36 protein-coding genes and 1 pseudogene are annotated in these 22,767 nt (G+C 68.5%); 17 read left to right on the top strand and 20 right to left on the bottom strand.

Translation table 11 applies throughout. The features are described 5' to 3' along the window. Positions 1–86 precede the first annotated feature (86 nt). The 3 genes from RE027_RS13815 to RE027_RS13805 all read right to left on the bottom strand — a co-directional run bounded on the left by RE027_RS13815 (position 87) and on the right by RE027_RS13805 (position 1,564). Positions 87–894, bottom strand: a protein-coding gene (locus RE027_RS13815; protein ID WP_438612440.1) for an IS5 family transposase whose coding sequence is annotated in 2 segments (ribosomal slippage) — positions 87–573 and positions 572–894 — 810 coding nt in all. Because the reading frame shifts where the segments join, the coding sequence is not laid out codon by codon here. A gap of 119 nt (positions 895–1,013) precedes the next feature. Further along, entirely contained in the window at positions 1,014–1,181 is a 168-nt protein-coding gene (locus RE027_RS13810; RefSeq protein WP_368808853.1) for a hypothetical protein, read from the bottom strand. A 167-nt stretch (positions 1,182–1,348) separates the two neighbouring features. Beyond that, positions 1,349–1,564 carry a hypothetical protein gene (locus RE027_RS13805; protein WP_368808852.1) on the bottom strand — a complete coding sequence of 72 codons (216 nt, stop codon included), beginning with the start codon at positions 1,562–1,564 and terminating at the stop codon, positions 1,349–1,351. A gap of 196 nt (positions 1,565–1,760) precedes the next feature. Between RE027_RS13805 and RE027_RS13800 the strand changes: the two genes are divergently transcribed. The 5 genes from RE027_RS13800 (at position 1,761) to RE027_RS13780 (ending at position 4,286) form a co-directional block, all read left to right on the top strand. Beyond that, the gene (locus tag RE027_RS13800; RefSeq protein WP_368808851.1) at positions 1,761–2,204 is read left to right on the top strand and encodes a hypothetical protein; all 444 of its coding nucleotides are present in this window, start codon (positions 1,761–1,763) and stop codon (positions 2,202–2,204) included. Between the two features lie 122 nt (positions 2,205–2,326). Further along, positions 2,327–2,743 (top strand): putative immunity protein, encoded by a 417-nt coding sequence (locus RE027_RS13795; protein ID WP_368808850.1) that lies wholly within the window; start codon positions 2,327–2,329, stop codon positions 2,741–2,743. A 28-nt stretch (positions 2,744–2,771) separates the two neighbouring features. Continuing rightward, complete coding sequence (locus RE027_RS13790; protein ID WP_368808849.1) at positions 2,772–3,080, top strand: hypothetical protein; 309 nt, start codon at positions 2,772–2,774, stop codon at positions 3,078–3,080. Positions 3,081–3,112: 32 nt separating this feature from the next. After that, positions 3,113–3,682, top strand: a complete 570-nt coding sequence (locus tag RE027_RS13785; RefSeq protein WP_368808848.1) for a dihydrofolate reductase family protein — start codon at positions 3,113–3,115, stop codon at positions 3,680–3,682. 175 nt (positions 3,683–3,857) lie between these two features. After that, positions 3,858–4,286: a DUF6578 domain-containing protein gene (locus tag RE027_RS13780; RefSeq protein ID WP_368808847.1), complete on the top strand. Its 429-nt coding sequence runs from the start codon at positions 3,858–3,860 to the stop codon at positions 4,284–4,286. Between the two features lie 125 nt (positions 4,287–4,411). Here the strand turns inward: RE027_RS13780 and RE027_RS13775 are convergent, their stop codons facing one another. The 4 genes from RE027_RS13775 to RE027_RS13760 all read right to left on the bottom strand — a co-directional run bounded on the left by RE027_RS13775 (position 4,412) and on the right by RE027_RS13760 (position 6,060). Beyond that, complete coding sequence (locus RE027_RS13775) at positions 4,412–4,888, bottom strand: hypothetical protein (RefSeq protein WP_368808846.1); 477 nt, start codon at positions 4,886–4,888, stop codon at positions 4,412–4,414. Between the two features lie 60 nt (positions 4,889–4,948). Then, on the bottom strand, positions 4,949–5,425 hold the full coding sequence (locus tag RE027_RS13770; protein WP_368808845.1) for a hypothetical protein: 477 nt from the start codon (positions 5,423–5,425) through the stop codon (positions 4,949–4,951). Positions 5,426–5,674: 249 nt separating this feature from the next. Beyond that, positions 5,675–5,872: a hypothetical protein gene (locus RE027_RS13765; RefSeq protein WP_368808844.1), complete on the bottom strand. Its 198-nt coding sequence runs from the start codon at positions 5,870–5,872 to the stop codon at positions 5,675–5,677. Then, complete coding sequence (locus RE027_RS13760) at positions 5,869–6,060, bottom strand: hypothetical protein (protein ID WP_368808843.1); 192 nt, start codon at positions 6,058–6,060, stop codon at positions 5,869–5,871. Before RE027_RS13760 ends, RE027_RS13765 begins: the two co-directional genes overlap by 4 nt. A gap of 119 nt (positions 6,061–6,179) precedes the next feature. On the opposite strand from RE027_RS13760, the gene RE027_RS13755 reads away from it, so the two are divergent. Continuing rightward, positions 6,180–6,416 (top strand): hypothetical protein, encoded by a 237-nt coding sequence (locus RE027_RS13755; protein WP_368808842.1) that lies wholly within the window; start codon positions 6,180–6,182, stop codon positions 6,414–6,416. 130 nt (positions 6,417–6,546) lie between these two features. Here RE027_RS13755 and RE027_RS13750 read toward each other — a convergent pair whose 3' ends face one another. After that, a complete protein-coding gene (locus tag RE027_RS13750; RefSeq protein WP_368808841.1) occupies positions 6,547–7,380 on the bottom strand; it encodes a hypothetical protein in 834 nt (277 codons plus the stop codon). A 3-nt stretch (positions 7,381–7,383) separates the two neighbouring features. Between RE027_RS13750 and RE027_RS13745 the strand changes: the two genes are divergently transcribed. Beyond that, on the top strand, positions 7,384–7,515 hold the full coding sequence (locus RE027_RS13745) for a hypothetical protein (RefSeq protein ID WP_368808840.1): 132 nt from the start codon (positions 7,384–7,386) through the stop codon (positions 7,513–7,515). A 27-nt stretch (positions 7,516–7,542) separates the two neighbouring features. Here RE027_RS13745 and RE027_RS13740 read toward each other — a convergent pair whose 3' ends face one another. From RE027_RS13740 to RE027_RS13715, 6 genes are all read right to left on the bottom strand, one after another. Further along, a complete protein-coding gene (locus RE027_RS13740; protein WP_368808839.1) occupies positions 7,543–8,112 on the bottom strand; it encodes a hypothetical protein in 570 nt (189 codons plus the stop codon). Positions 8,113–8,116: 4 nt separating this feature from the next. Beyond that, complete coding sequence (locus RE027_RS13735; RefSeq protein WP_368808838.1) at positions 8,117–8,371, bottom strand: PLD nuclease N-terminal domain-containing protein; 255 nt, start codon at positions 8,369–8,371, stop codon at positions 8,117–8,119. Positions 8,372–8,388: 17 nt separating this feature from the next. After that, a complete protein-coding gene (locus RE027_RS13730; RefSeq protein ID WP_368808837.1) occupies positions 8,389–8,565 on the bottom strand; it encodes a hypothetical protein in 177 nt (58 codons plus the stop codon). Between the two features lie 395 nt (positions 8,566–8,960). After that, complete coding sequence (locus tag RE027_RS13725; RefSeq protein ID WP_368808836.1) at positions 8,961–9,629, bottom strand: hypothetical protein; 669 nt, start codon at positions 9,627–9,629, stop codon at positions 8,961–8,963. A gap of 266 nt (positions 9,630–9,895) precedes the next feature. Continuing rightward, positions 9,896–10,102 carry a hypothetical protein gene (locus RE027_RS13720; protein WP_368808835.1) on the bottom strand — a complete coding sequence of 69 codons (207 nt, stop codon included), beginning with the start codon at positions 10,100–10,102 and terminating at the stop codon, positions 9,896–9,898. Beyond that, on the bottom strand, positions 10,099–10,290 hold the full coding sequence (locus RE027_RS13715) for a hypothetical protein (protein WP_368808834.1): 192 nt from the start codon (positions 10,288–10,290) through the stop codon (positions 10,099–10,101). The genes RE027_RS13720 and RE027_RS13715 overlap by 4 nt, the downstream gene beginning before the upstream one ends. Positions 10,291–10,704: 414 nt before the next feature. Here RE027_RS13715 and RE027_RS13710 point away from each other — a divergent pair, with 414 nt between their 5' ends. From RE027_RS13710 to RE027_RS13685, 6 genes and pseudogenes are all read left to right on the top strand, one after another. Next, positions 10,705–10,950 (top strand): hypothetical protein, encoded by a 246-nt coding sequence (locus tag RE027_RS13710; protein ID WP_368808833.1) that lies wholly within the window; start codon positions 10,705–10,707, stop codon positions 10,948–10,950. Positions 10,951–11,087: 137 nt separating this feature from the next. Continuing rightward, positions 11,088–11,612 (top strand): hypothetical protein, encoded by a 525-nt coding sequence (locus RE027_RS13705; RefSeq protein WP_368808832.1) that lies wholly within the window; start codon positions 11,088–11,090, stop codon positions 11,610–11,612. Positions 11,613–11,644: 32 nt separating this feature from the next. Then, positions 11,645–11,863, top strand: coding sequence for a hypothetical protein (locus RE027_RS13700; protein WP_368808831.1), 219 nt, complete (start codon positions 11,645–11,647; stop codon positions 11,861–11,863). A gap of 581 nt (positions 11,864–12,444) precedes the next feature. Further along, positions 12,445–13,608, top strand: a pseudogene (locus tag RE027_RS13695) (IS3 family transposase). A gap of 427 nt (positions 13,609–14,035) precedes the next feature. After that, complete coding sequence (locus RE027_RS13690; RefSeq protein WP_368808830.1) at positions 14,036–14,986, top strand: ABC transporter ATP-binding protein; 951 nt, start codon at positions 14,036–14,038, stop codon at positions 14,984–14,986. Then, positions 14,986–16,224, top strand: a complete 1,239-nt coding sequence (locus RE027_RS13685) for an ABC transporter permease (protein WP_368808829.1) — start codon at positions 14,986–14,988, stop codon at positions 16,222–16,224. The genes RE027_RS13690 and RE027_RS13685 overlap by 1 nt, the downstream gene beginning before the upstream one ends. A 106-nt stretch (positions 16,225–16,330) precedes the next feature. Here the strand turns inward: RE027_RS13685 and RE027_RS13680 are convergent, their stop codons facing one another. Both RE027_RS13680 and RE027_RS13675 read right to left on the bottom strand, forming a co-directional pair. Next, positions 16,331–16,480: a DUF4193 family protein gene (locus RE027_RS13680; RefSeq protein ID WP_368808828.1), complete on the bottom strand. Its 150-nt coding sequence runs from the start codon at positions 16,478–16,480 to the stop codon at positions 16,331–16,333. A 29-nt stretch (positions 16,481–16,509) separates the two neighbouring features. Further along, positions 16,510–17,700 (bottom strand): cytochrome P450, encoded by a 1,191-nt coding sequence (locus RE027_RS13675; protein WP_368808827.1) that lies wholly within the window; start codon positions 17,698–17,700, stop codon positions 16,510–16,512. A 223-nt stretch (positions 17,701–17,923) separates the two neighbouring features. Here RE027_RS13675 and RE027_RS13670 point away from each other — a divergent pair, with 223 nt between their 5' ends. From RE027_RS13670 to RE027_RS13660, 3 genes are all read left to right on the top strand, one after another. Further along, entirely contained in the window at positions 17,924–18,118 is a 195-nt protein-coding gene (locus RE027_RS13670; RefSeq protein WP_368808826.1) for a ferredoxin, read from the top strand. Between the two features lie 236 nt (positions 18,119–18,354). Then, positions 18,355–18,510: a zinc transporter permease gene (locus RE027_RS13665; RefSeq protein WP_368808825.1), complete on the top strand. Its 156-nt coding sequence runs from the start codon at positions 18,355–18,357 to the stop codon at positions 18,508–18,510. A gap of 85 nt (positions 18,511–18,595) precedes the next feature. After that, positions 18,596–18,913, top strand: coding sequence for an ArsR/SmtB family transcription factor (locus RE027_RS13660; protein WP_368808824.1), 318 nt, complete (start codon positions 18,596–18,598; stop codon positions 18,911–18,913). A gap of 36 nt (positions 18,914–18,949) precedes the next feature. Here the strand turns inward: RE027_RS13660 and RE027_RS13655 are convergent, their stop codons facing one another. The 4 genes from RE027_RS13655 to RE027_RS13640 form a co-directional block, all read right to left on the bottom strand. Next, on the bottom strand, positions 18,950–19,387 hold the full coding sequence (locus RE027_RS13655; protein ID WP_368808823.1) for a hypothetical protein: 438 nt from the start codon (positions 19,385–19,387) through the stop codon (positions 18,950–18,952). Beyond that, the gene (locus RE027_RS13650; protein WP_368808822.1) at positions 19,384–19,911 is read right to left on the bottom strand and encodes a hypothetical protein; all 528 of its coding nucleotides are present in this window, start codon (positions 19,909–19,911) and stop codon (positions 19,384–19,386) included. Before RE027_RS13650 ends, RE027_RS13655 begins: the two co-directional genes overlap by 4 nt. A 12-nt stretch (positions 19,912–19,923) precedes the next feature. Then, a complete protein-coding gene (locus RE027_RS18300) occupies positions 19,924–20,214 on the bottom strand; it encodes a class I SAM-dependent methyltransferase (RefSeq protein WP_438612438.1) in 291 nt (96 codons plus the stop codon). Positions 20,215–20,317: 103 nt separating this feature from the next. Then, positions 20,318–21,694: a hypothetical protein gene (locus RE027_RS13640; RefSeq protein WP_368808821.1), complete on the bottom strand. Its 1,377-nt coding sequence runs from the start codon at positions 21,692–21,694 to the stop codon at positions 20,318–20,320. A 242-nt stretch (positions 21,695–21,936) separates the two neighbouring features. Between RE027_RS13640 and RE027_RS13635 the strand changes: the two genes are divergently transcribed. Continuing rightward, the gene (locus RE027_RS13635; protein WP_368808820.1) at positions 21,937–22,764 is read left to right on the top strand and encodes a metal ABC transporter solute-binding protein, Zn/Mn family; all 828 of its coding nucleotides are present in this window, start codon (positions 21,937–21,939) and stop codon (positions 22,762–22,764) included. The last annotated feature ends 3 nt before the right edge of the window (positions 22,765–22,767 follow it).

Genomic DNA, 22,767 nt, shown 5'->3' with positions numbered 1-22,767 from the left:
CACCCGCCCTCTCGGAGGAACGGCATGACCGCAACGCTGTCCCTGTCGATCGACAAGAACTCCCCGGTGCCCCTTTAGACCTGGTCTCATAACTTCGTTGCCTGGCGCAGTCGGCGGAGCTTGATCAGGGTGACGGCGAGCATCAGCAGCGGGAGCGGGGTGGCGGCGGTGCGGTCGTAGCGCAGCCCGAGGCGCTTGAACCGTAGGACCCAGGAGATGGTGGGTTCCATGACCCAGCGGTGCCGGCCGAGGTGGTTCTTGGCCTCGATCCCGCGCCGGGCGATCCGAACCTTGATCCCTCGCCGGTGCAGGTAGCGGCGGCACCTCGGGTAGTCGTAGCCCTTGTCCGCGTGCAGCTTCTCGGGCCTGCGGCGGGGCCGCCCCGGGCGCCTGCGTCGGCCGCGCACACTCGGGTTGGTCTCCAGCAGCGGCTCGAAGAGTCTGCTGTCGTGGACGTTCGCCGCTGAGGCCAGGACGTGCAGGGGAAGACCGGCCGCGTCGGTGAGCAGGTGGTACTTCGTGCCCGGTTTCCCGCGGTCAGTGGGGTTGGGCCCGGTCAGCTCGCCCCCTTTTGGCCCGTACGGACACCGCGTCGATGCTGGCCCGGGACCAGTCGAGGATCTCCTGCTCGGAGAGCTGCTCGAGCACGGCTCGGTGGAGCTTCTCCCAGACTCCAGCGTCCTGCCACTCGCGCAATCGACGCCAGGCGGTGTGCCCGGACCCGCACCCCAGAGCCGGAGGCAGATCCCGCCACCGGCACCCGGTGTGCAGCACGAACAGGATCCCATCCAGGGCCGCCCGGTCCTCGATCCGGGGTCGGCCCCCGGGCCCTCGAGGTGGTGGCTGAGGCGGGATCAACGGGGCGATCAGCTCCCACAGCCGGTCATCGACCATCCACGACTGCGTCCTCGTCGTCATGCAGGCACTGTGAACCACTCCCCGGCGGGTGGCAACGACCGATCAGGTTTTGAGACCAAGTCTAAGGAAAGTCATGCCGGGGAACGTCTCACCAGTCATGGGGGCATAAGCGAACCATCCAAAGGTGCCTCGAACGGATTGAGCAACACCGTCAGCGCCCCTCCCAGGAGGGTGAGCACGGACAGGGCAACCAAAACCAGCACCCACCGGGGCGTCTTGCGCGGAGGAACCGCTTCGGAGATGTTGGCGCCAGTGACACTCATGGGCCGAGGCTAACGCTCCAGCACAACACCTCCACTCGTACTCAGCCGCAACCACCCCGGTATTCCAAACTGTTGCAGCAGGGGTTCCTTCTGGGCCGCCGAAATGTAGGCGCACGCCCACTTGGTGCGTCCCGAGTGGGACCTCGGACAGGAGAACCCAGGGCTTCCTAGAGGAAAAGGGCCACGGCCGCCATCGACAGGCCGGTCAGGATCAACGTGCCGGCCCCAGCCAGGCCCACTGTTCCACGGGAAGGGAGGCGGCGGCCTTTGCGCACCGCACGCCGGGCGACAGCGGCGTAGTGGCGTTTGGCGTAAAGCTGCCAGAGGATACCGGCGAGAATCGTGCAGGCCCCCAGTGCGCAGATCACGGTGTCAGCCCCCATGCCTGCCATTGTGGCCCGACTCAGCACAGGGTGCTCCGCGACCGGAATCGGGACCACAACCTCGCGATCCCGATCGACTCCTGCGCCCTCATGCGGCAGCAAGGGTTCCTGGATGGCGGCCCTGAGCGAGGTTCTTGCGTATTTTTGAGGGTATGCGGCATACGGTGGGCGTTACCGAGCGGAAAGGCGGGATTTGGTGAGACGAGCCCTGCACGTGCATCGGCTGAGCACCTATCTGGTGTTCCAAGCCCTCGCCCCGGTCCTGGCCCTGGGCTACGCCGCTGTCTTGTCGATGGACGGCACCGACTGGTCGACCTGGTTGCTGTGCTGGGCGGTGCTGACCGGGGTGGGGCTGGTGTGGACCCAGCTGGTGTGGGGCCCGTGCTGGGAGGCCGGGGCCGACTACGGCCTGACCGCCGGGGTCCGCATCGGGCTGATGACTGTTTCAGGTGTGGGGTTGATGCTGCCCTTCCGGGTACTGAACGTGGTGGTTGACCCCGTGTGGTTCCTCTACGTCTTGGTCCTCACTCCCTACGGGCTGGTGGCTGGGTTGCTCGGTGGGGCCGTCCTGGCCATCCGGGACCGCGGTGCTTTCCCTGTTCCTCGTCTCCACGATGCCGCCGGGGCAGACCACCGCTAGGGAGGCGGGTGCCCGCGCGGCCGCGGGCAGGCCTGGGTGATCGACGGTTCAGAGGAGGTCGGGGTAGCGGAACGGATCGGTATCCGGTGGCCGCCTGCGATGATCAAGGCATGGAAGCGGACTTGACCGATCTGACCCTGCCGGAGGAGGACCGCCAAGAGCTGATTCGCTGGACCGTCGCATGCGTCGAGCGACTGTTGCCCGTGTTCACCGCCGAGCGTCCCGAGGACTCACGGCTTGGCGACGCTCTCGACGGCGCACGGCAGTTCGCGGTAGGGCAACGGGGTGTGGGGCCGATGCGGGAGCTCGCCTTCGGTTGCCACGCTGCGGCCCGTGGAGCATCAAGTGCGTCCGCGACGGCTGTTGCACGAGCTTGCGGTCAAGCGGTGGCGGTCGCTCACATGGCAGCCCACAGTCGAGAGATAGAGCGATACACGCGCAAGGCCCTTACCGGCGAAAAGCTGGCCCAGGAACTCGCCTGGCAGCGAACGCACGTGCCGCCCCGGTTCCGTCAGTACGTCTACGGTGACAACGCCTGACGGGTCTGCCGCAGGTCCACCCGACTCCTTGGCCAGCCGCAAGGCACAAGGGGCTCCTCCGCTGAAACTGCACATCGAGGGAAGCTATCTGGTGCTGCGTCAGAAAACGTTTGCGAGGTTCGTCGTTGATCCTGAGCCGACGGTAGGTGGCGTGGCACTGTGCATCGAGGTCGATGCGTTATGGGCGCCGTCCCGTGGCGAACCTGAACGGCCCGAGCGCCGGATCCCTATCGCGCTCGGTCTGCGGACTGGTTCGCACCACGACGGCGTTAAGGTAGGTGCGATCGGGGCGCCGGTGAGAAATGGCGCCGGCAGTCATCTGAGTACGCTCCGGTGAACGCGGGGCGCCCATCAAGGGAGAACAACGAGATGAGACCACTTCGATACTCGATCAACGTCACGCTCGACGGCTGCTGCCATCACGAGGCAGGGCTTTCCCCGGACGAGGAGTCGATGCGCTACTGGACCGCTGAGATGGAGCGAGCCGATGCCCTGCTCTTCGGCCGGGTGACCTACGAGATGATGGAGTCGGCGTGGCGGAAGCCGGCCACGGGCACGTGGCCTGACTGGATGGCTGAGTGGGAGATCCCGTTCGCAGAGACCATCGACCAGGTGAAGAAGTACGTCGTGTCGAGCACGCTGAGCGGGGTCGATTGGAATGCCGAGCTGGTGCGAGGCGACTTGGGGCAAGCGGTTCAGCGGCTCAAGCAGGAGCCGGGCGAGGGCCTGTGGGTGGGTGGCGTGACACTCCCCCTCGCGTTGGCAGATTTGGGACTGATCGACGAGTACGAGTTCCTTGTGCAGCCGGTCCTTGCCGGTCACGGGCCCACGTTGCTCGCCGGTCTGCGCGAGCGCATCCAGCTCGAGCTCGTGGACCGCCATGAGTTCCGGTCGGGGGCGGTCGCCATGCGATACCGACCCACCCGAGTTGCGGCCTGACGTGATTCGTCCTGGCACGTTGGCTGCTTCCTCGCGACGGAACGACGTCTCGGGGTCGAGTTGCCCCGCGCTGGCCGTGACCCGAACGCACGGACATATCGACGGGGCATCACCCCGAGGTGCCGGTAGCGGACAGGACAATCGCTGCCTGACGCGGCCCTGCTAGGTTCGCGCCATGATGATCGAGGTGGAGATCAGCGAGTGGGAGCAGCAGTGCTGCGGCGACCCGTGTCGGATCGGCTCGACCCTCACCTGGAAGCTGGTGGCCCGCGACCCGTCCAAGAACCACGGCCGGTCTGCGCCTCGGTACCGCGAGGAGCACCACGGGGAGACTCCCGAGCACATGCCACATCTGCCGGTGACCGGCACCGTGCGCTCCATCGATGCGTTGCACTACGCCTTCGACGAAGGCCCGCACCCGGGCGAGCTCACCATCCGACGCAGCAGCGAAGCGAGCGCACCACTGGACGCGTTCCCCGGTGCTGGCCCGCAGCTGCCGGGATGCTCGGACGAGCACCAGGTGCTGGGCTACCGCGTGCAGCTGGAGGTCGCCGACGATGCGGAGTTGCCGGCCTGTGCACCGGGGGAGCCGGGCTGGGAGTAGGACCCGCCCGGTCCGAATGCCGGGGCGTCAGCCGGTGCGGTCGGAGATGTGCAGGGCGAGCAGCTGGCGCGGGTGCGTGTGACGTTCCAGCTCGACACCTCGTCGTGTCTTCGGGTCTCGGAGAACTACTCCGGGGACGACGTCGGTGAAGCGGACAGACCCCAGTAGACCTCTTGACCGTCCGTCAGGACCTTCACGCTGAACGTCTCCGGTGCTGGCTCGTCGGGGATGCCGAAGTACATGGTCGTGGTGATCGGAGAGGCCGAACAGTCCCCTCCGCCGTAGGTGCCGCTCTCACCGCTGAACACGATCTTCGCCGAGCGGTCCTTGAGAGCCGTCTCGGAATCCGTCGGCTCGCACGCCACCGTGACGGCGTACCACCCGGCCTCGACGTCGGGGGTGGAGTCACTGGCATGGGCCCCACCCGAGGCAGCGACGTTGGCCATGGAGAAGCCGCCCTCCTCCGGGACGGGCACGTTGTCGGCGGCCCAGTCGGTGAGGTTGGGAGCCGGAGGTGATGCCGGCTCCTGCGATGCGCAAGCGGTGACGGCCAGCGCCAGCGCGGCGATGACTGCTGCAGCGGTGAACGTTCGGCTCGTCATGCCCGCCACCCTAGCGTCGGATGCATCCATGGGAGTGGCAGACGCAACGCCGCCGTGTCGTCAGCCGGTGCGGTCCGCAGTGTGCAGGGCGCGCAGGTAGGCCCAGGCTCGGGGAGCCCGGACGACGTCGATCCCGGTGAGGACCACTGGGGCGCCCAGTGCGGCCAGCCACGGAAACGCCGGGGCGATCGGTGCGCAGAGCAAGAAGGCGATGAACATGGCGCACCCGATCACCAGTCCCTCGAGGTTGGAGCAGGCGACGACGCCGACCGCGGTCCGCACCTCGCGGTGTGCGGGCAGAGACCCGGCCTTCGCCGCGGCGGCGAACGCTTGCTTCCACTGCGCCTGGCCGACGCGCTTGTCGAAGCGCGGGCGCGGCACCCGGACGCCGCGGTCGAGCAGCACGACCAGTCCGAAAAAAGCGATCAGCGGCACCGGCCACCAGACGGTCCGCGTCTGACCGGACCCGTCCAGCACCAGGCGGACGGCCAGCGACAGGCCGACGACCAGCACGGCTGCCGCCGGCAGAGCGCGCACGAGGACTTGCCCGGCGGTCGGGACAGGGGCCTCGGCTGTCGCCTGGGCGGTCTCGTCCGTGGCACTGACGGTACCGGCCGACGACGGCAGTGCGGGCGGGCCACAAGAGGGGAACGACGAGGCTGGTTCGCGCGTGCCAGGATACGGGGGCCGGGACGCGATCAGGGCAGCGGAACGAAGAGACCAGCACGGATACCGACCGCAGTGTGGGTGATCGTCTACCTAGGGGTCGCCGGGTGGAGCTGAGCGCTACTCCTCGTCCTGGCCGTTCCTCTCGTAGGTCTGGACTCGCCATTCAAGCCAGTCGAGCACCGGGCGCCCAATAAGGAACGCGAGCCCCAGCAGGAGGATCCAGATGGGGAACACCCCGCGGAACATCCAGATGATCCACATGCCCAGGGCCACCACCGCCACGCCGGCGCAGACGCCCAGCACCTCACCTCTCACAGGACCTCCTCGGACTCGGTGTCGGACCCGGCGATCGTCACGAGCACCTCGTCGGTGTGCTGGGTGGAGTGGTCCATGAGGTCGAGGCTACCGGCCGGCCCGAGCTGTGCGAGCGGACCACAAGAGGGGAACGACGAGTGCGGCGACTGCGTGCCAGGATGCGAGGGAGATGGGAAGCGGAGGTGCATGAAGTGTCGAGACGAGCTCGATGGCTCCACGTGATCCGGTCCGTGGTCATGATCGTCGGTACCCTCCTCCTGACGGCGAGCCTGGGGCAGTTGGCGCGCGAACAGCGCAGCTCCGGTTCATGAGCGAGTGCACCCCGCGGCACCGGGCGCCGCAGTCTGCTCAGGTGCGCCGGGCCGAGCGACAGGGGTTGCTGGCGCTGATCTCGCTGCCGTTCCTGCTGGCGTTCCCGATCTGGTTCGCCGTGCGCACCGACAACGTGCTGCTGCTGATCGTCTCGGCCATCGGTGCGGTGCTCGGGACGGGGACCGGCGACAAGCGGAGGGCCCGGCGCCGACAGCGCGCCGACGAGACTTAGCGGACACAGCTCTGACGGCGCGGCGGGGGAGTATCCGCGGCGGCCCCGGGGTGTCGTGCTCCCGGGGCGCTGGAGCGCACCGCCACGAGCACGGAGACCACGATCGTGGCGCCCGCGATCAGCCGGCGGATCACCGCGGCAGGTGGCGCTGCAGCCACATGGTCGCCCACAGCTTCAGCCGCGTCTGGTCCCACTCCGGGGCGTCGACCACCAGGGCGGCGTGCCCGTAGCGGTGGACCGATTCGACGCCGTCGCGGTCGCACAGCTCGTGGATCATCTGCTCCACCACCTCCGGATGGTGCTCGGCGATGTCGGCGCGCAACCCGACGTCGAAGCATTCGACCTCGGCGACGACCGTCACCGCAGGGTCCTCGGCGGTGGATGCGGCCGGACCTTCCCCGCGCAGCGCGGTGATCGTTCGGCGCACGTGTGCCAGCATCTCGGTCCCGCTCATCGGGTCGCGGCCGTGGGCGGACTGGTAGGCGCTGTAGAGCGGCATGGCCGGCAGGAAGATCTCGTGGCTGTCGGCGGCCAGGACTGGGTAGTGGAGCATCGGGTAGTCGGCGATCCGGTGGTGCCCGACCTGCCAGGCGGCCTCGGGCACCTGGGCGGTGAGCACGTCTGCGAGGTAGGAGGCGAAGCCGTCGATGAGCGCGATCGTCGACGCCGGCGGATGCGGGTCCACGAGCCGACCGTGCCGGGCCCAGGACGGCCAGGTGGGTCGGGTCGGATCCTCGGCGAGCGTGCGCGGATCGACGCCGAGCTCGGCGGCGCGGGCGGTGATCCAGACCCACAGCGGGGAGATCGAGTAGACGGAGCCGTCGAGCATCTCCTCGGGATTCAGGCCGTGATCGGTCAGCGCGGCGCGCAGCTGCAACAGTGCTGCCTCGCGTTCGGCCAGGTACGCATCGAGGGCGTCGGCGGCCTGCGTGGCGTCCATCGACTCGTAGAGCAGGTCCTCCATGGTGTGACTCTACTGAGGGCGACCGCCGGCGTCGCGGGAACCGCCGGTGGGCTCATGGCCTTCCGGGTGCACCTGGAGGTCACCGGCGACGCGAAGCTGCCGGCCTACGTTCCTGGAGAGCCGGGCTGGGAGTAGGCCTCGTTCGGTCCGGATGCCGGGTCGTCAGCCGGTACGGGCCGCGGTGTGCAGTGCGCGCAGATAAGACCAGGAGTGTCGGGCCTGCACGACGTGGAACACGGCCAGGGCGCCGGCGACGGAGGCAAAAGCCGGCCACGGCGGCTGCGGCGTCGCATACCAGGCCACCAGCACACCGGTCAGGGTTGCCCCGGAGTAGACCGCGGACTCGAGGCGTTGGCATGCAGTGACCCCGGCCGCGGTGCGCACCTGTGGGTCCGACGCCACGGCACCGGACCGGGACGCCGTCACCAGCGCGCAGTGAACCCGCTCGGTGGTCACCTGCGGGAGTGGGGGGCGTGGGGCGCGGGCCAGCCGGGCAAGCACGTGGAACGCGACGACGAGCCCGATGAGCAGGGCCGGCCACCACGGCGTGCGCAGCTCCTCGGATGGCACGTCCAGCAGCCACCACAGGGCCACCGGCATCGCGACGACCAGGACGGCGCAGGCCGGCAGCGTGCGGGCCACGGCCTGGCCGGCGGTGGGCACCGGAGCAGCGGAGCCGGGCGAAGCCTCGCTGTCTGTGGCGCGCACGTGTTCGTTGCCGTTGGCCGTCATGACATCAGCCCTCCTGCCGGTCGAGCACACGGTTGCGCCCGACGGTCAGCCACAGGATCGGCCCGAGCACCGGGGCCACCAGGATCACCAGCAGCCACAGCAGCCGCTGGGCCGGGGTGTAGCGCCGGTCCCGCGACAGAGAGATCACCGCGACGACGAGCAGAGCGATCAGCGCACCGCCGAGCAGGAGCGCAGTGAACTCCCAGTGCGTGGGGACGATCGGGTTGGCGCCGGAGGTGCTTTCCTGCAGTGCCGCCATGGCGGGAGTCAGCGCGCTCAACAGCCGGCCTCGGTGTGAAAGGCACGGAATGCGGAGAGGAACTCCCCGGCGCTGGAGGCCTCACAGTTGCTGGAGATCAGGTAGCTGTAGCCGAGCACCGCGACCAGAAGGCCGAGCCCGGAGATGGTGATCCTGATCCAGGTGGTCCGGGTGCGGCTGATCGTCTCGGTCATCGTCGCTCCTCGGTGTGGTGGTCCCTGTCCGCGCCGCGGCGCCGGGACGGGCGGACCGCGATCCAGAAGCCGGAGGCGATCGCCGCGCCGTCGATCAATGGGACCGGGTCCATGGCTCCACACTAGACGGACATGCATCGTGCCCGGAGGAGGTGCCGTGAGGGTCACCGGCGGGCCGGTCCGGTCCTGCGCTCGCGCGCCGATACGCTGACGGCGTGGCTGAGACAGGGGCACCCGAGGCCCTGGGGTTCCGCTACGACCCGGAGGATCTCGACGAGATGTTCGGCACCGAAGCCTGACCCGAGCACCGAGACGACGAACGCCCCGGCGCTCCGACACGGAGTCCGGGGCGTTCGTCACGGCGCTACACCCGCCCAGGGCTGCACCGACCACGGTCACGGGGCCGGGGCCTCCTCTCCCGCCGCGGCCTGATCGAGCAGGTGGCACACGTCGAAGACGTACTCGGTGGTGTTCTCCACGAGCTCCGCGCTGACCACCGCGGGCGGCTCCCCCGGGTTGGTTCCGGATTCGGACTCCAAGGTGATTGTCGCCTTGAGACGCCCCGAGAGGAAGATGAACGCCTGTGGCAGCCCGGCCTCTGCCAGCACCTCGACCTCCACCTCATCGGTCACTATGACCAGCGCGGGGCCGGTGCGGTCGATGGTGAAGGTAGTGCCGTCGCCGTACAAGGTCTCGATCGCTGAGAAATCCAGCTCGACGTCCTCCAGGGTTGCCCCGTCCGAAGCCCGGACGATGTCCACGGCGGACGTCCCGCGGGTTTCCACCACCGTGTCTCCGTCCTCGGTGACCACGGCGCGGTATCGAAGGGGCTCGACAGGTTCCGGGGTGAAGGTGACTTCCGAGTCGCACAGCGGCGCGGTGTACGGGGTCAGGTGGCCCTCGGGGTAGGGCACGAACTTGCCGTGGGTGCTGGGCGTCGTCCCCTGCATCTCGGCCGGCGGCTCGGCCGACGGGACGGGCTCATGGCTGGTTGCGCCGGCCGGTGTTGCGGCGAGCAGCAGGACGGCAGCCGCCGCGGCGGTGATGCGCTGGGTGGTGTTCATGATCGGTCCTCGTGGCTGGGTGCCGAGGACGGGCCGGACGCTGTCCACGGCAGGTGCAGTGGATGGGATCTGGAGCTGCAGGCGGCGTCGAGCGGCGCCCACGGGCCCAGTCTCGTCATCTCAGCGGAGCTCGGGTGATGGAGCCGGAGGGTTGGCGCCGAGATCGTTATGGGTGCACCGGATGAGCCGTCACAAATGCTCGCGAGTCGGTGCGAGAGCGAACGCCATGGGCTCCAGGACGAAGCCCGGGGCGTTCGCCGTCTCGCTCAGTCGTCGAGGTCGGCCTTGCGGCCCTGGCGCCACTCGTAGATGGGCAGGCCGACGGCGATGAGCACCGCAGCCACAGTGAGCCCGGTCGAGTCCCGCTCGAACCTGGTCTCCGGCGGCCACGACCCGAACTGCCCGAGCACCAGGAACGCCGCACCCACGAGCTTCGCGATCAGATACCCGCGCAGGGACTGGTCCGGCGTCATGGACCCTCCTGCCGCCCGTTCGCCTCGCCGCGGCGGGCGCCCGGGGTCCACAGGTTGGTCAGCAGCAACCACGCCACTCCGATCGCGGTCAGCCACCAGTTCCACTCGCCCAAGATCAGACGCAGCCCCACGATGAGGGCCACGATGATCGCCGCTTGGAAGATCACCTGTTGCCGTCGCCTCGACACGCTGTACTCCTTCTCGCTCGGCATCATGCTTGTTCGCATCGTGACACGGGTTCCCCGCCCCTGTCTGACCGCTCATGGGTTGAACGTGGTGCGCCGGGCGACGGTCGTGCCACACTCGCGGCACCAGGAGAAGGCCGCCGAGCCGGCGGTGGCTCTGGGGTACTGAGGAGGATGCCGTGAACCCGGTCGATGTGGAGCGGTTCTACGCCCACGTGCTCAAGGGCCCGACCCTTGACGCGTGCTGGCTGTGGGTGGGCGCCATCAGCGACGACGGGTACGGCCGGTCCTGGTTCAACACCCCCCACCGGCCAGAAGGTCGTCCCCGCTCACCGCTTCGCCCGGGCGACCGTCCACGGCGGCCCGGAGGCGATCGAGGACCAGACCGCCCTGCACTGGTGCGATGTGCCGCTGTGCGTGCGAGCCTCCCTTGAGGCGAACACGCACCTGCTGCTCGGCACCGCCTCGGAGAACATGAAGGACCGGGGGCTCAAGGGCCGGATGCCCTCACCGAACGCCGCGCGGTGGCGACGGCTCAGCCGCGCTGAACGCGCCTTCCGGTCCCGGCACCTGCGCGAGCAGCTCAAGCAGCACGGTTGGGATCAGGGCTTCATCCGGCAGCTGGTCCATGACGTCGACCCGAACCATCCCGTGCTGTTCTGATCACCCGCACCAGCCTGACCGTGAGGCGTCTCCGCACACATGGGAGGAGAGCCGGCACCGACCCGCTCGACGCGGCGAAGACCGTCCGAGCCCGTCGGTACGCTCGATTCGTGTCCGGCCGATCACGGAGGTAGTCCATGCCAGCACCCATGTTCAGACGGCGGTGGTTCCGCGTGCTCATCGGCCTCGCGGCCGCCGTGGTCCTGGTTCCCACCCTCGTCTACGTCATCGGTGGCTCCGGTGCCCGTGAGGCGATCGACGGCTTCTGGCGGTGGTTCGACGGCAACCTCGAACGCCTCCAGGTGATGAGCTGGGTGGTCGCCGCCGTGGTCGCTGCCGTGAGCTATCTCAACTACCTCTCCACCCAGTCTGCGCAGCAGCTGGAGCACGCCCGCTGGGCGGTGGACCGCGCCACCGAGGGCGAGCCGGAGCAGCAGCAGCACGTCGTGCGTCAGGCCATCGTGGATCTCCAGCGCAGCGCCGAAGAGAGCGGCGAGCAACTGCCAGGCTTCGTGGACACAGCGCACACCGTGACCGACACCTTCAAGGAGGACATCCTCACCGCCGCCGGCAAAGATCCGGCGGCCGTCGAAGAGATCGAGGGCGAGGCGCAGCACGGTGAGTTCGGCACCGTGGACGGCACCCAGGAAGGGGAGCGATAATGACGACACGACCCTCTGAGAGGAGGAGCGACATGGCCGTATCCGCAGAGAAGATCGACGCCGCCGCCCAGGCGCTGGACCTTGACCCGAAGGTTCTGAAGGTCCTGACCAAGCCGTCGGAAGTCCGCCAGATCCCAGTGCACCTGGGCCTGCTGGGCAACGAGCCGATCTACGTCGACAGCCAGGAACAGGCGCGCAAGCTGGAACGATCCGACCGGGCCTACGCCTACATCACCGCAGCAGCTTCCTGAACGCTCGCACCGCCCCGCCGCCCGCACCGGGTGAGCGGGGCGGTGCCATGTCCGGCGGACGTCAACCGGGCCGGCCGCACACATGGGGGTCATGACGACCCCTTCCGCAGAGCACCATCACTCGCGCGCCACCGACGGGCGAGCCGACCACACCTAGACCAGCATCGAGGAGCTGATTGCTCACGACCGGTGGGGCCGTCCGCGGCGGATCAATGACCGGGCGATCGTGGCCGCTACGCTGTCCCCCCAAGAAAGAAATTGCAGGTCATACACCGGTCCTCCCCATTGTTGTCAGGACGGTTGGGCATCGACCACACCACCGTGGCCAAGGCCGAACTGGAAAACGAGATGGCCTCATAGTGAGAGTCCACCTACACGTTCTCCATCGCCCCAAGCTGATGGCCGAGGATGTCGACGTCGTCGGACTTGCGTTGCCCCCAAGACACGGTGGTGCTGTGTGGGAGCGAGAAGTCCCAGCTGCAAACGGTTGGGAGGACCACCGTGGGGCTCGGGGTGCTGAGGGATCGGTTGACTCCTGACCTCTGAGGATCTCAGTGTTCCTTGGCGGAAGGATGAGCCCCATGTCCAGGGCCTACCCCGTCGAGTTCCGCCGTGATGTCGTGGCGGTCGCTCGAAAGCACGAAGCGCCGCTGGCCCAGATCGCGAAGGACTTCGGGATCAGCGAGGCGACGCTGCACAGCTGGTTGCGCAAGGCCGGCGTCGAGGACGGGGTCACCCCCGGCGCTACCGATGCCGAGTCCGCCGAGATCCGGGCCCTGAAGGAGCGCATGCGCCTGCTCGAGCAGAAGGACGAGGTGCTGCGCCGGGCCGCGGCGTATCTGTCACAGGCGAACCTGCCAAAAAACTGATGTACCCGCTGGTCCGTGAACTGGCCGCCACCGACGCCCCGATCCGGGTGCCGGTAACGGTGACCTGCCGGGTATCGGGCTGCTCCAAGCAGGCGTTCTACGCCTGGGCGAAGCACCCTGTCTGCGACCGCAGCTGGGAGGAGGCGCACCTGATCAACGCCGCCGTCGATGCCCACCGCGACGACCCGGCCTTCTACCGCTTCATCGCCGACGAACTCGCGGAGCAGGGCTGCACCGCCTCGTCAACGGCGGGTCTGGCGGCTGTGCTCCCAGCAGCGGCTGTGGAGCGCCTTCGCCAAGAAGCGCGACCTGAATCGCTGGGCCGGCCCACCGGTGCACGACGACCTCGTGGAGCGGGACTTCACCGCGACAGCCCCGAACCAGTAGTGACTCACCGACATCACCGAGCACCGCAAGAACGCCGGCAAGCTGCACCTGTGCGCGATCAAGGACGTCTACTCCAACCGGATCGTGGGCCACTCCATCGACTCGAGGATGAAAGCCTTTCTGGCCGTCCCGGCGCCGCGGATGGCGAACGCCCGGCGAGATCCGGCCGGGACCGTGGTGCACTCGGATCGAGGCAGTCAGTTTCGATCCAGGAAGTCCGCGCGGGTGCCGGCGAACAACGGCCTGGTCGGGTCGATGGGCCGGGTGGGTGCCTGTGGCGACAACGCCGCGATGGAGTCGTTCTTTTCTCTGCTGCAGAACAACGTCCTGGACACCCGTCGCCGGGTCACCCGCGAGGATCTGCGCCTGGCGATCGTGACCTGGATCGAACGGACCTACCACCGCCGTCGCAGACAACGCCGTCTCGGTAAGCTCACTCCGGTCGAGTACGAGACGGTCATGAAACCGGCTGTCGATCTGGCGGCCTGAACCCACGAGTCAACGAAACCGTCAGCGCCTCCTTCCGAGAGGACGAAGGGCGGGAGGCAAGGATGTGGCCTCCCGCCCTTCATGTAACTGCGCTTCACCTGTGGCCCGGTCGACGGTGGGCGTCGGGGAGCTCTGGCCGCACGATCATCCTGGCGGGGGAGGCAAGGGGCGCACCCGGGCTTCTAGCCTGGAATCTCATACACGCCCAGCAGGCGCCGGAACCCGTGCGGAGAAGCAGGAGGCTGACCTGGGCGGCAGCGAACGCTGCCTCCCAGGGAAGTGGGGGAGGCAGCGTTGGGGTCAGGAAGCTGCTGACGCGCTCTTGCCACTGTCTCCGGCATGGATCCCCCTGGCGCCGGACTGGGGATGGCGACGGAACCGGAGGAGCAGCAGTGGTAGCAGAAGTAGGTACGACAGCGGAGGCGACATGAGTGAGCCGCTGGTCCACATCCAGGACTTCCGGATGACCTTCGGCGACACCACGGTGATCGAGGATTTGTCCTTCGACGTGTCCGCGGGGGAGACCTTCGGGTTCCTGGGCTCCAACGGGTCCGGGAAGACCACCACCCTGCGGGCGCTGCTGGGCATCTACCAGCCCACCGCCGGCACCCTGCACCTCAACGGCAAGATCTTCGAGCCGGCCGACGGCGCCCGCCTGGGGTATCTGCCGGAGGAGCGGGGGCTGTACAAGAAGGAACCGGTGCTCGAGACGATGACCTACTTCGGCCGCCTCAAGGGCCTGGACAAACACAAGGCCCGGTCCTGGTCGCTGGAGTACCTCGAACGGGTGGGGCTGGCCGAGAAGGCGAGCACCCGGCTGGACAAGCTCTCGGGGGGGCAGCAGCAGAAGGTGCAGCTGGGGGTGACCATCATGAACACCCCGCAGCTGCTGATCCTGGACGAGCCGACGAAGGGGTTCGATCCGGTCAACCGGCGGCTGCTGATGGACATCATCGAGGACCAGCGGCGAGCCGGGGCGACCGTGGTCATGGTCACCCACCAGATGGAGGAGGTGGAGCGGCTGTGCGACCGGGTGATCCTGCTCAAGGACGGCACCTCCCACGCCTACGGCACGGTGCGCCAGGTGCAGGAGCAGTTCGGTTCCACCACCTACCGGGTGACCCACACCGGGGTGGTACCAGGTTCACACCACTACACCCTGCTCAGCAGTCAACCGGTGGGGCAGGGGCATGTGTCCGAGCTCGCCCCGGCACCGGGGGCCGATGAGACCACGGTGCTGGCCGAGCTCGTGGGTGCCGGGGTTCCGGTGTCCGGGTTCAGCACCCAACGCACCTCACTGGAGGAGATCTTCCTGCGGGTCTACGGCACCGACAGCCTCGAGGCAACCGAGGTCGAGACGGCGGGGGTGGGGGCCTGATGGGACGCCACAACCTCTCCACGGTGGTGGGTTTCGAGTTCACCCGTACCGTGCGCAAGCGCGGGTTCTGGGTGGCGATCCTGGCCGTACCGGTGGTGATCGCGATCATCTTCGCCCTGTCGTTCGTCTCCGGGACCTCGATGAGCGACAGCGAGGACGCCCAGGCCGAGACCGAGATCGCCTTCGCCTACACCGACCCCTCCGGGATGATCCCGGAGGAGCTGGCCGCCGCCTACGGCGGGGCAGAAGCCACCGACGCCCAGGCGGCGATCGAGCGGGTCAGATCCGGGGAGCTGGAGGCCTACTTCGCCTACCCGGAGGATCCCGCCGCCCAACCGATCGAGGTGACCGGGGTGGACCGGGGGCTCTTCGACAACGGGACCTACGAGGCGGTGGCCCGGTCCCTGCTGACCACCGCGGCCCAGCAACGGATCGGGGACCCGGGGGTGAGCGCCGCCGTGGCCGGGGAGGTGTCGGTGGAGCCGAGGATCTACCGCAACGGGGAGCTCACCGGCGGGTTCACCGACACCATCGCCCCCCTGGCGCTGCTGGGAGTGTTCTTCCTGGTGATCGTGATGCTGTCGAACCAGATGCTCAACTCCGCCCTGGAGGAGAAGGAGAACCGGGTCACCGAGATGATCCTCACCACGGTGAACCCCACCACCCTGGTGGTCGGCAAGATCCTGGCCGTCTTCGCCATCGGGGCCGTGCAGATCCTGGTGCTGCTGGCCCCGGTGCTGATCGGCTACGCCTTCTTCCGCGACCGCCTGGCCATCCCCGAGGTGGACCTGTCGGCGCTGCGGCTGGATCCGGGGACCATGGTCGTGCAGTTGCTGCTGCTGGTCGGGGGATTCGTGCTGTTCACCGGGGTGCTGGTGGCGATCGGGGCGGTCATGCCCACCGCCAAGGACGCCGGAGTGGTCTTCGGGCCGCTGATCTTCGCGATGTTCATTCCCTTCTACGCCATCAGCCTCATCATCTCCGACCCCGGTGCGCTGATCGTCCAGGTGTTCACCTGGTTCCCGCTCACCGCCCCGGTGACCGGGATGCTGCGCAACGCCTTCGGCACCCTCGACCCGGTCACCGCCGGGATCATCATTGTCGAGCTGTTCGTGCTCGGGGTGCTGGTGCTGAAGGTGGCGGTGCAGCTGTTCCGCTACGGCTCCATCGCCTACACCGACAAGCTCAACCTCCGCACCGTGCTGGGGCGCCGGCGCCCGGCAGCGGTGAAGAACTGACCTCTGTCGGCGGCCTCCCCTGACGGTCGAGGACGGCAACACCTTGGGCCCCGGCGCATAGTGTGCCGGGGCCCGAGGTGTGTCGGACGCCAGCGGTCGGTGCGGCTCAGCTCTCGCATTCGGTGCCGTAGCACACCGCGCCGGCCTGGCGGGTGAGCTGGGAGCGGTGCTGGGCCAGGAGGCAGGAGCAGCAGATGAACTCGTCGACCTGCTCCGGGGCCCCAGGAACAGAGAAGGCCACATGCCTGGCAGCCACGCTCATCGACTGTGCCCGACCGATGGTGGTCACCAGGTGACGGGGAGCTCGTGCAGGCCGAAGATGTCGACGTCGTTCTTGAAGGGCAGCTCGTCGACGGGCACGGCGCTTCTGAGGCCGGGGATGCGGCGGAACAGGGTGTCGAGGACGATCTGCAGTTCCAGGCGGGCGAGGTTCTGGCCCAGGCACTGGTGTGGACCGTAGCCGAAGGCGAGGTGGTGGCGTCCGCCGCGGTCGATGTCGAAGGTGTCCGGGTCGGTGAACACCTCCGGATCGCGGTTGGCGGTGTTGGACAGCCCCAGCACTCCTTCGCCGGCGCGGATGAGCACCCCGCCGATCTCCACGTCTTCCCGGGCCACGCGCGAGGTGCCCAGCTCGGCGATCGTGAAGTAGCGCAGCAGCTCCTCCACGACGTCGGGGGTCCTGCGGGGATCCTGGCGGATCACGGCCAGGTCCTCGGGATGGTCGATCAGGGCCAGGGCGCCCAGGGAGATCATGTTCGCGGTGGTCTCATGACCGGCCACCAGCAACAGGAAGGCCAGGCTGACCAGCGCCTCATGGTCCACGGCGCCCTGTTGCTGTTGTTTGCGGATCTGACGGCCCAGCAGGTCCTCGGTGGGATCCTGCTCCTTCGCGGTGATCAGCTGGTCGAGGTAGGACAGCAGTTCCTGCAGTGCCTGCTGGATCTGTGGCACCGCCACACGGCGGGAGAGCAAGGTGGCCGAGCGGGTCTGGAAGAAGTCGTGGTCGGCGTAGGGCACCCCGAGCAGTTCGCAGGTCACCAGCGAGGGCACCGGCAGGGACAACCCCTGCACCAGGTCCACCGGGCGGGGCCCGGCCAGCAGGGCATCGATGCGCTCATCCACGATCTGCTGGATGCGCGGGCCCAGTGCGGTGATCCGTTTGAGGGTGAACTCTCCCATCACCGCTCGTCGGGCCGGCCCGTGCTCGGGCGGGTCCATGCCCAGCAGGCTCAACGACACCGGAATCGCTTCGTGGGTGAAGGCCGGGAACCCGGGATGGTTGCGGTCGGAGCTGAACCGCGGGTCGGCCAGCATCGCCCGGATGTCCTCGTGGCGGGTCAGGGCCCACACGGTCATCCCGGAGGGCAGTCTGACCCGGGAAATGGGCGTCTCATCGCGCAACTGCAGATGCTCGGGCGGTGGGGTGTAGGGGCACTGCCGGGTCAGGGGCAGGGCAACGGGTTCGGTGGAGGTCATGGTGCACCCCGTCCTGGTCACCGTACGGCACAACTTCTTCCGTGGTGGTTCACGCTACAGAGCCGGTGGGAACCCGTCCATATGCGTCATGACCTGCGACGATAGGTGTCCGAAAGGAAAAGGGCCACAGTCGCTGCTGTTCCTTCAACGGGAGACGGGATCCTTCCATCCGAGACACGGCGCCGACCCTTTCGCAGGGTCGGCCGGGGACGAGGCGACGGACATGCGGGTCAGCGTGGACGAGGGCAGGTGCTGCAGTTCCGGGCAGTGCGCCGCCCTGGCGCCCGGGGTGTTCGACCAGCGCGAGGACGACGGCGTCGTCGTCCTGCTCGATGCAGCACCACCGGAAGCTGCCCACGACGCGGTCCGGGAGGCCGCGCTGGCCTGCCCAGCCGCCGCGATTCAGCTCCGGTCGTGAACGGGTGATACCGCCCGACACCAGCTGCACCCCCCATCCATCCTCCGAGCTCCGCTGCCACCGAGTCGAACCCTCACGCACAGCGCGTTGCCGTGGGGGGGGGGGGGGCCGCCGCGGGCAGAACGGGACCATGGGACGAGAACTGTTCTTATTATCGAATCGCTATATGTTTATGTTTTTGGTGTACTGGTGGTACGCATTTTCCGGAGCACCGCCGAGATGAGAAGGAGCTGATCATGGCCGAGACCGAGAGCCGTGCCGAGCACACCCTGGAGCAGCACACCCACGGTGAGAACTGTGGGCACGAGGCTGTCCAGCACGACGACCACGTGGACTACCTCCACGACGGGCACAAGCACGCCGCCCACGAGGACCACTACGACGAGCACTGAGCGAGCAGTTCGCTGTGCTGATCGAGAAGCCCCTGCTGTGTGCAGGGGCTTCTCGGCCGTCGCCCCCGGCTGTACTGGAGGATCTATGAGTCCCGACCCTGCTGCTCTGGAGGTGGCGGCCCGGTTTTTCCGGGCTCTGGGCACACCGGCCCGGTTGCAGCTGCTGTGTCTGCTGGAGGACGGGCCGGCGACGGTGTCCCGGTTGGTGGAGCGTTCCGGGTTGTCGCAACCGCTGGTGTCCCAGCATCTGCGCACGCTGCGCGAGACCGGGCTGGTGAGTCTGACCCGCAGCGGCCGCGAGGCCATCTACGCACTGGCCGACACCCACGTCTCCCACATCGTCGGGGACGCCCTCGCCCACGCAGGTGAGGCTCAGCAGTCCCCGGGACAGCATTCGGCGTAGGGGGCTGAGCGGTCGGATCGCCCGGAGCCGGTGGTCTCAGTGGCGACGGATCCTCGGTGGCGGAGTGACACCACAGGCAGCAGCCCGCAGGGACGGGGGCAGAATCCGGTCAGGGCGCAGGATCTGCTGCGGCCCTCCATTGACGACCCACGCCTGCAGGGCCTGGAAGCGGTCCGAGTTCTCCAGGCCGGTGAACCAGGCCAGGGGGCCGATCTGTCTGCTGGGGCCGTCGCGGCGGGCCACAGCGGCCACGCAGGCCAGCTCACAGCGGCCCAGACAGGGTGAGGTGATGAGCACGGCCCCGCGAGTGGCCCGGACGGTGGAGGCGATCTGCTGTTCATGCTCCTCCCCGCCGGCCAGGCGCTGCAGGGCCGAGCAGCGGGGGCCGGTGCACCAGGCCACGACCGGCCCGCTGGCCTCGGTGGAGTTGTCAGGCTCGACCGGCTTCCGGGTTCGGGGTGTCGTGCGTTTCATGGGGTGGTCCTTCCGGTGCCGATGAGGGTGGTCGCGTCGATCCAGTCGACTCCGTGGGCGGCGAGCTCCTGCAGAGAGGCCTGCCGGACCCGGTCCACCTGAGCGGGGTTGAGCCCCTCGAGCAGGGCCCGGAAGCCGGAGCCGATCACGAGATCCCAGGCCACGGTGGCCGGGGGATCTGCGGTGTGGGAGTGGGTGTGGACCAGCACCCGGTGCAGACCTCGTGCGCCCAGCCACTGGGCGAAGGTGGGGAGCGTGTCGATCCGGCTGATCGCCGCGTCCTGCTGGGCCTGCGCCCAGTCGACCGGGTGTGGTTCCCAGGGCAGCAGTGCAGCCGGCAGGTGTCGCCCGACAGGTTCGATGGCCCCTCGGCGCCAGATGGTGAGGGCTGCGCGCCCGCCGGGGCGGGCCTGGGCCATGAGGTGCTCAGTGCCGGTGACCGGGTCGGGAAAGAAGATGCCCAGCGCCCATCGCACCAAGTCGTAGCCCTGGATGGTCAGGGGTGGAGCAGTGGCATCAGCCACGGTGAACCGGGCTCAGGAGAGGTGCTCAGCCCGGGCTCGACGAGCATCCGCCGCGACCTCCCGGCCGGCCAGGTCCACACCGTGCACGTAGCCGGTGGGTCCCACCAGTCGGGCTGCCGGCAGCGCGGAGGCCCCGGTGCCACAGCAGGCGTCGAGCACGCGTTCGCCCGGTTGCGGCTGGGAGATCACAACGCCGGCGCGGCTGACTGGTTCCCACCAGGGGATGTGGAGACGGTCGAAGGCCGGGGACGCATCCTCGAAGGCGTCGGCGAAGTCTGACGATCCGGTGCCGGGGGTTCCCATGATGAACAGCTCCTCGTGGTGCCGTAACGTCTCGGTTCGTCGGTCGGCAGGGGGTGCCTAAGACCGATCCGGTGACAGGCACCCCCCACGGGTATCCGGTGCCTCAGTGGTCGTCGTCCTTGTGGTCGTGGTCCCCGTGGTCGTGACCCTCGTCCCCGGAGGGAGACTCGGGGCTGCCGTCGACCACGGCGATCTCGTTGGGGATCTCGGGCAGGTCGAAGCTGTCCACCACGGTGCCGGCGGCGATGTCGACCACGTGCAGCTTCTGCGCCGCGGCGTCGGTGACATAGGCGCGGTCCCCGGCAACCTTCACGGCCGGGCCCGGCTGCTGCCACTCCTCGGGCTCCTCCCAGGCCTGGACGACGTCGACCTCGTGCAGCACCTCGCCGGTGCCGGCGTCGAGGATGTTGAGCTGCCCGTCGTAGGTCAGCACCAGGGCCTCGTCCTCGGGGCCGCGGGCCAGGGAGCGGAACCAGTAGGCCGAACCGAGGTCCACGGTCCGGATCGTGTCGGTGCGGGTGTCGATCAGTCCGATCCGGGTGGGGCGCTCCTGCTCGGCGTCGGGGTCGGTCTTGTAGTCGGCCAGCACGATCGGGGAGTCGTGGGAGCCGAACTGGTTGCCCGAGCGCTGGTAATACTCCGGCACGGCGACCTTGTGGAAGGCGCCGTCGCGGTAGACCACGGGACCGTTCTCACAGCCCAGGGAAATCACATCGCCCTGCTCGGTCGGAGCGGCCGCGGCCTCACCGTGGACCCCGGGGCAGTCGGTGGTCTCGGCCACGACCTCGCCCTCCGGGGTGACGACCTGCACGGTGTCGCGGGCCTCCTCGGTGCCCTGGGTGAGCAGCAGGTTCCCGTCCGACAGGGGCACGGCCACCCCGTGGTGAGCGGCCTCGGTGGCGTGCTTCTCCACCTCGTCGGCCTCCACGACGCCGTCGGAGAGGGCGGTGGAGTCGAGGATCTGGATGTCCCCGCCGCCGTCGGCGAACAGTGCGGTCTTGCCCTCGTGCACCACCACGTGGGCGGCCTCGGGGGCGTCCAGGGCGGTGTCGGTCAGGGCGGGGGCCTGTTCGTAGTAGTGGGAGTGGTCGCCGTGGGTCTGGTCGATCAGGCCGGTGTCGAAGAGGCGGAAGACGTCGCTGTCGCTGACCAGTACGTGGCGGCCGTCCCCGGCGTTGTTGAGGCGCAGGAACCCCTCGTGCTCGGTGGTGCCGACGACCTCCCCGGACCCGGCGTCCACCGTCATCAGGCCGCCGTCGTAGGTGAGCACCACCCGTGGGGTCAGCGATGCGACCTCCTGGCGTCGGTTGGTCCCATCGGAAGCCGACGGTGATGCGGAGGAGGCGGTGGCAGAACTCGCAGCAGTGGAGGACCTGTCCGATGCGGGCTCGGCCTCAGCGGTGCCGGAGGAGCAGGCGGACATGGCCAGGGCGGCGACGACGAGCCCCGAACAGGTCAGGGTGCGTGAAGAAGTGTGCATGCCTGAACCATACTTGAGAATGAGAAGCATTCTCAAGTATGGCCGACCCAGCTCCACCTTTTCCCCCCGGAATCTCATTTTGACAATCATTCTCAATTTATATGAGACTCGTTCTCATGAACATGTCTCGGGTCGTCCTGTCCGCATCCGCCCTCCTGTCGGTCGCAGCCCTTTCCGCGTGCTCCGGTGCCGCCTCGGAGCCGAGGTCCTCCGCTGAGCCCGGAGCGGGGGGAGGGCTGTCGGTGGCGGCGTCGTTCTATCCGTTGCAGTACGTCACCGAGCGGGTGGGCGGGGACCTGGTGACGGTGCAGTCGCTGACTCCCGCCGGGGCTGACGCCCACGACGTGGAGCTGTCCCCGGCGGCGGTGGCGGAGCTCGGGGAGGTGGAGGCGGTGGTCTACCTCTCGGGGTTCCAAGCCGCGGTCGATGACGCCGTGGCCCAGGCAGCCCCCGAGTACGTGGTCGACGCGGCCGGACCCGCCGATCTGATGGCTGCTTCCGGCCACGACCACGAGCATGAGGGCCACGACCACGAGCATGAGGCCCACGACCACGGCGGGATGGACCCGCACTTCTGGTTGGATCCGGTGCGGCTGGCCGCAGTGGCGGAGGAGGTGGCCCGCCAGTTCGGGGAGGCCGATCCGGACAACGCCGGCACGTACGAGGCCAATGCCGCGCAGCTGGCCGGGGAGCTGACCGACCTGGACGAGGAGTTCCGCACGGGTCTGGAGTCCTGTGACCAGCGCACGGTCGTGGCCGGTCACGAGGCCTACGGATACCTGACCGACAAGTACGGTCTGGAGCAGGTCGGCATCGCCGGGCTGGACCCGGAGGCCGAGCCCTCCCCGGCCCGGCTGGCCGAGGTCGGCAACGTCATCCAGGACCAGGGCGTGACCACGGTGTTCACCGAGTCGCAGCTCAACCCCAAGGTTGCCCGGACCCTGGCCGATGACCACGGCATCACCAGCGCGGTGCTGGACCCGGTGGAGTCCCAGGTGGAGCAGGACAAGGACTACCAGCAGGTCATGCGCGAGAACCTCGAGGCCCTGCGTGCTGGACTCGGCTGCTGACCC

Source organism: Kocuria sabuli, assembly GCF_040981185.1.
Classification (GTDB): domain Bacteria; phylum Actinomycetota; class Actinomycetes; order Actinomycetales; family Micrococcaceae; genus Kocuria; species Kocuria sabuli.
Note: the sequence above shows the minus strand (reverse complement) of the source record. Positions and strands in the feature narration are given on the sequence as shown.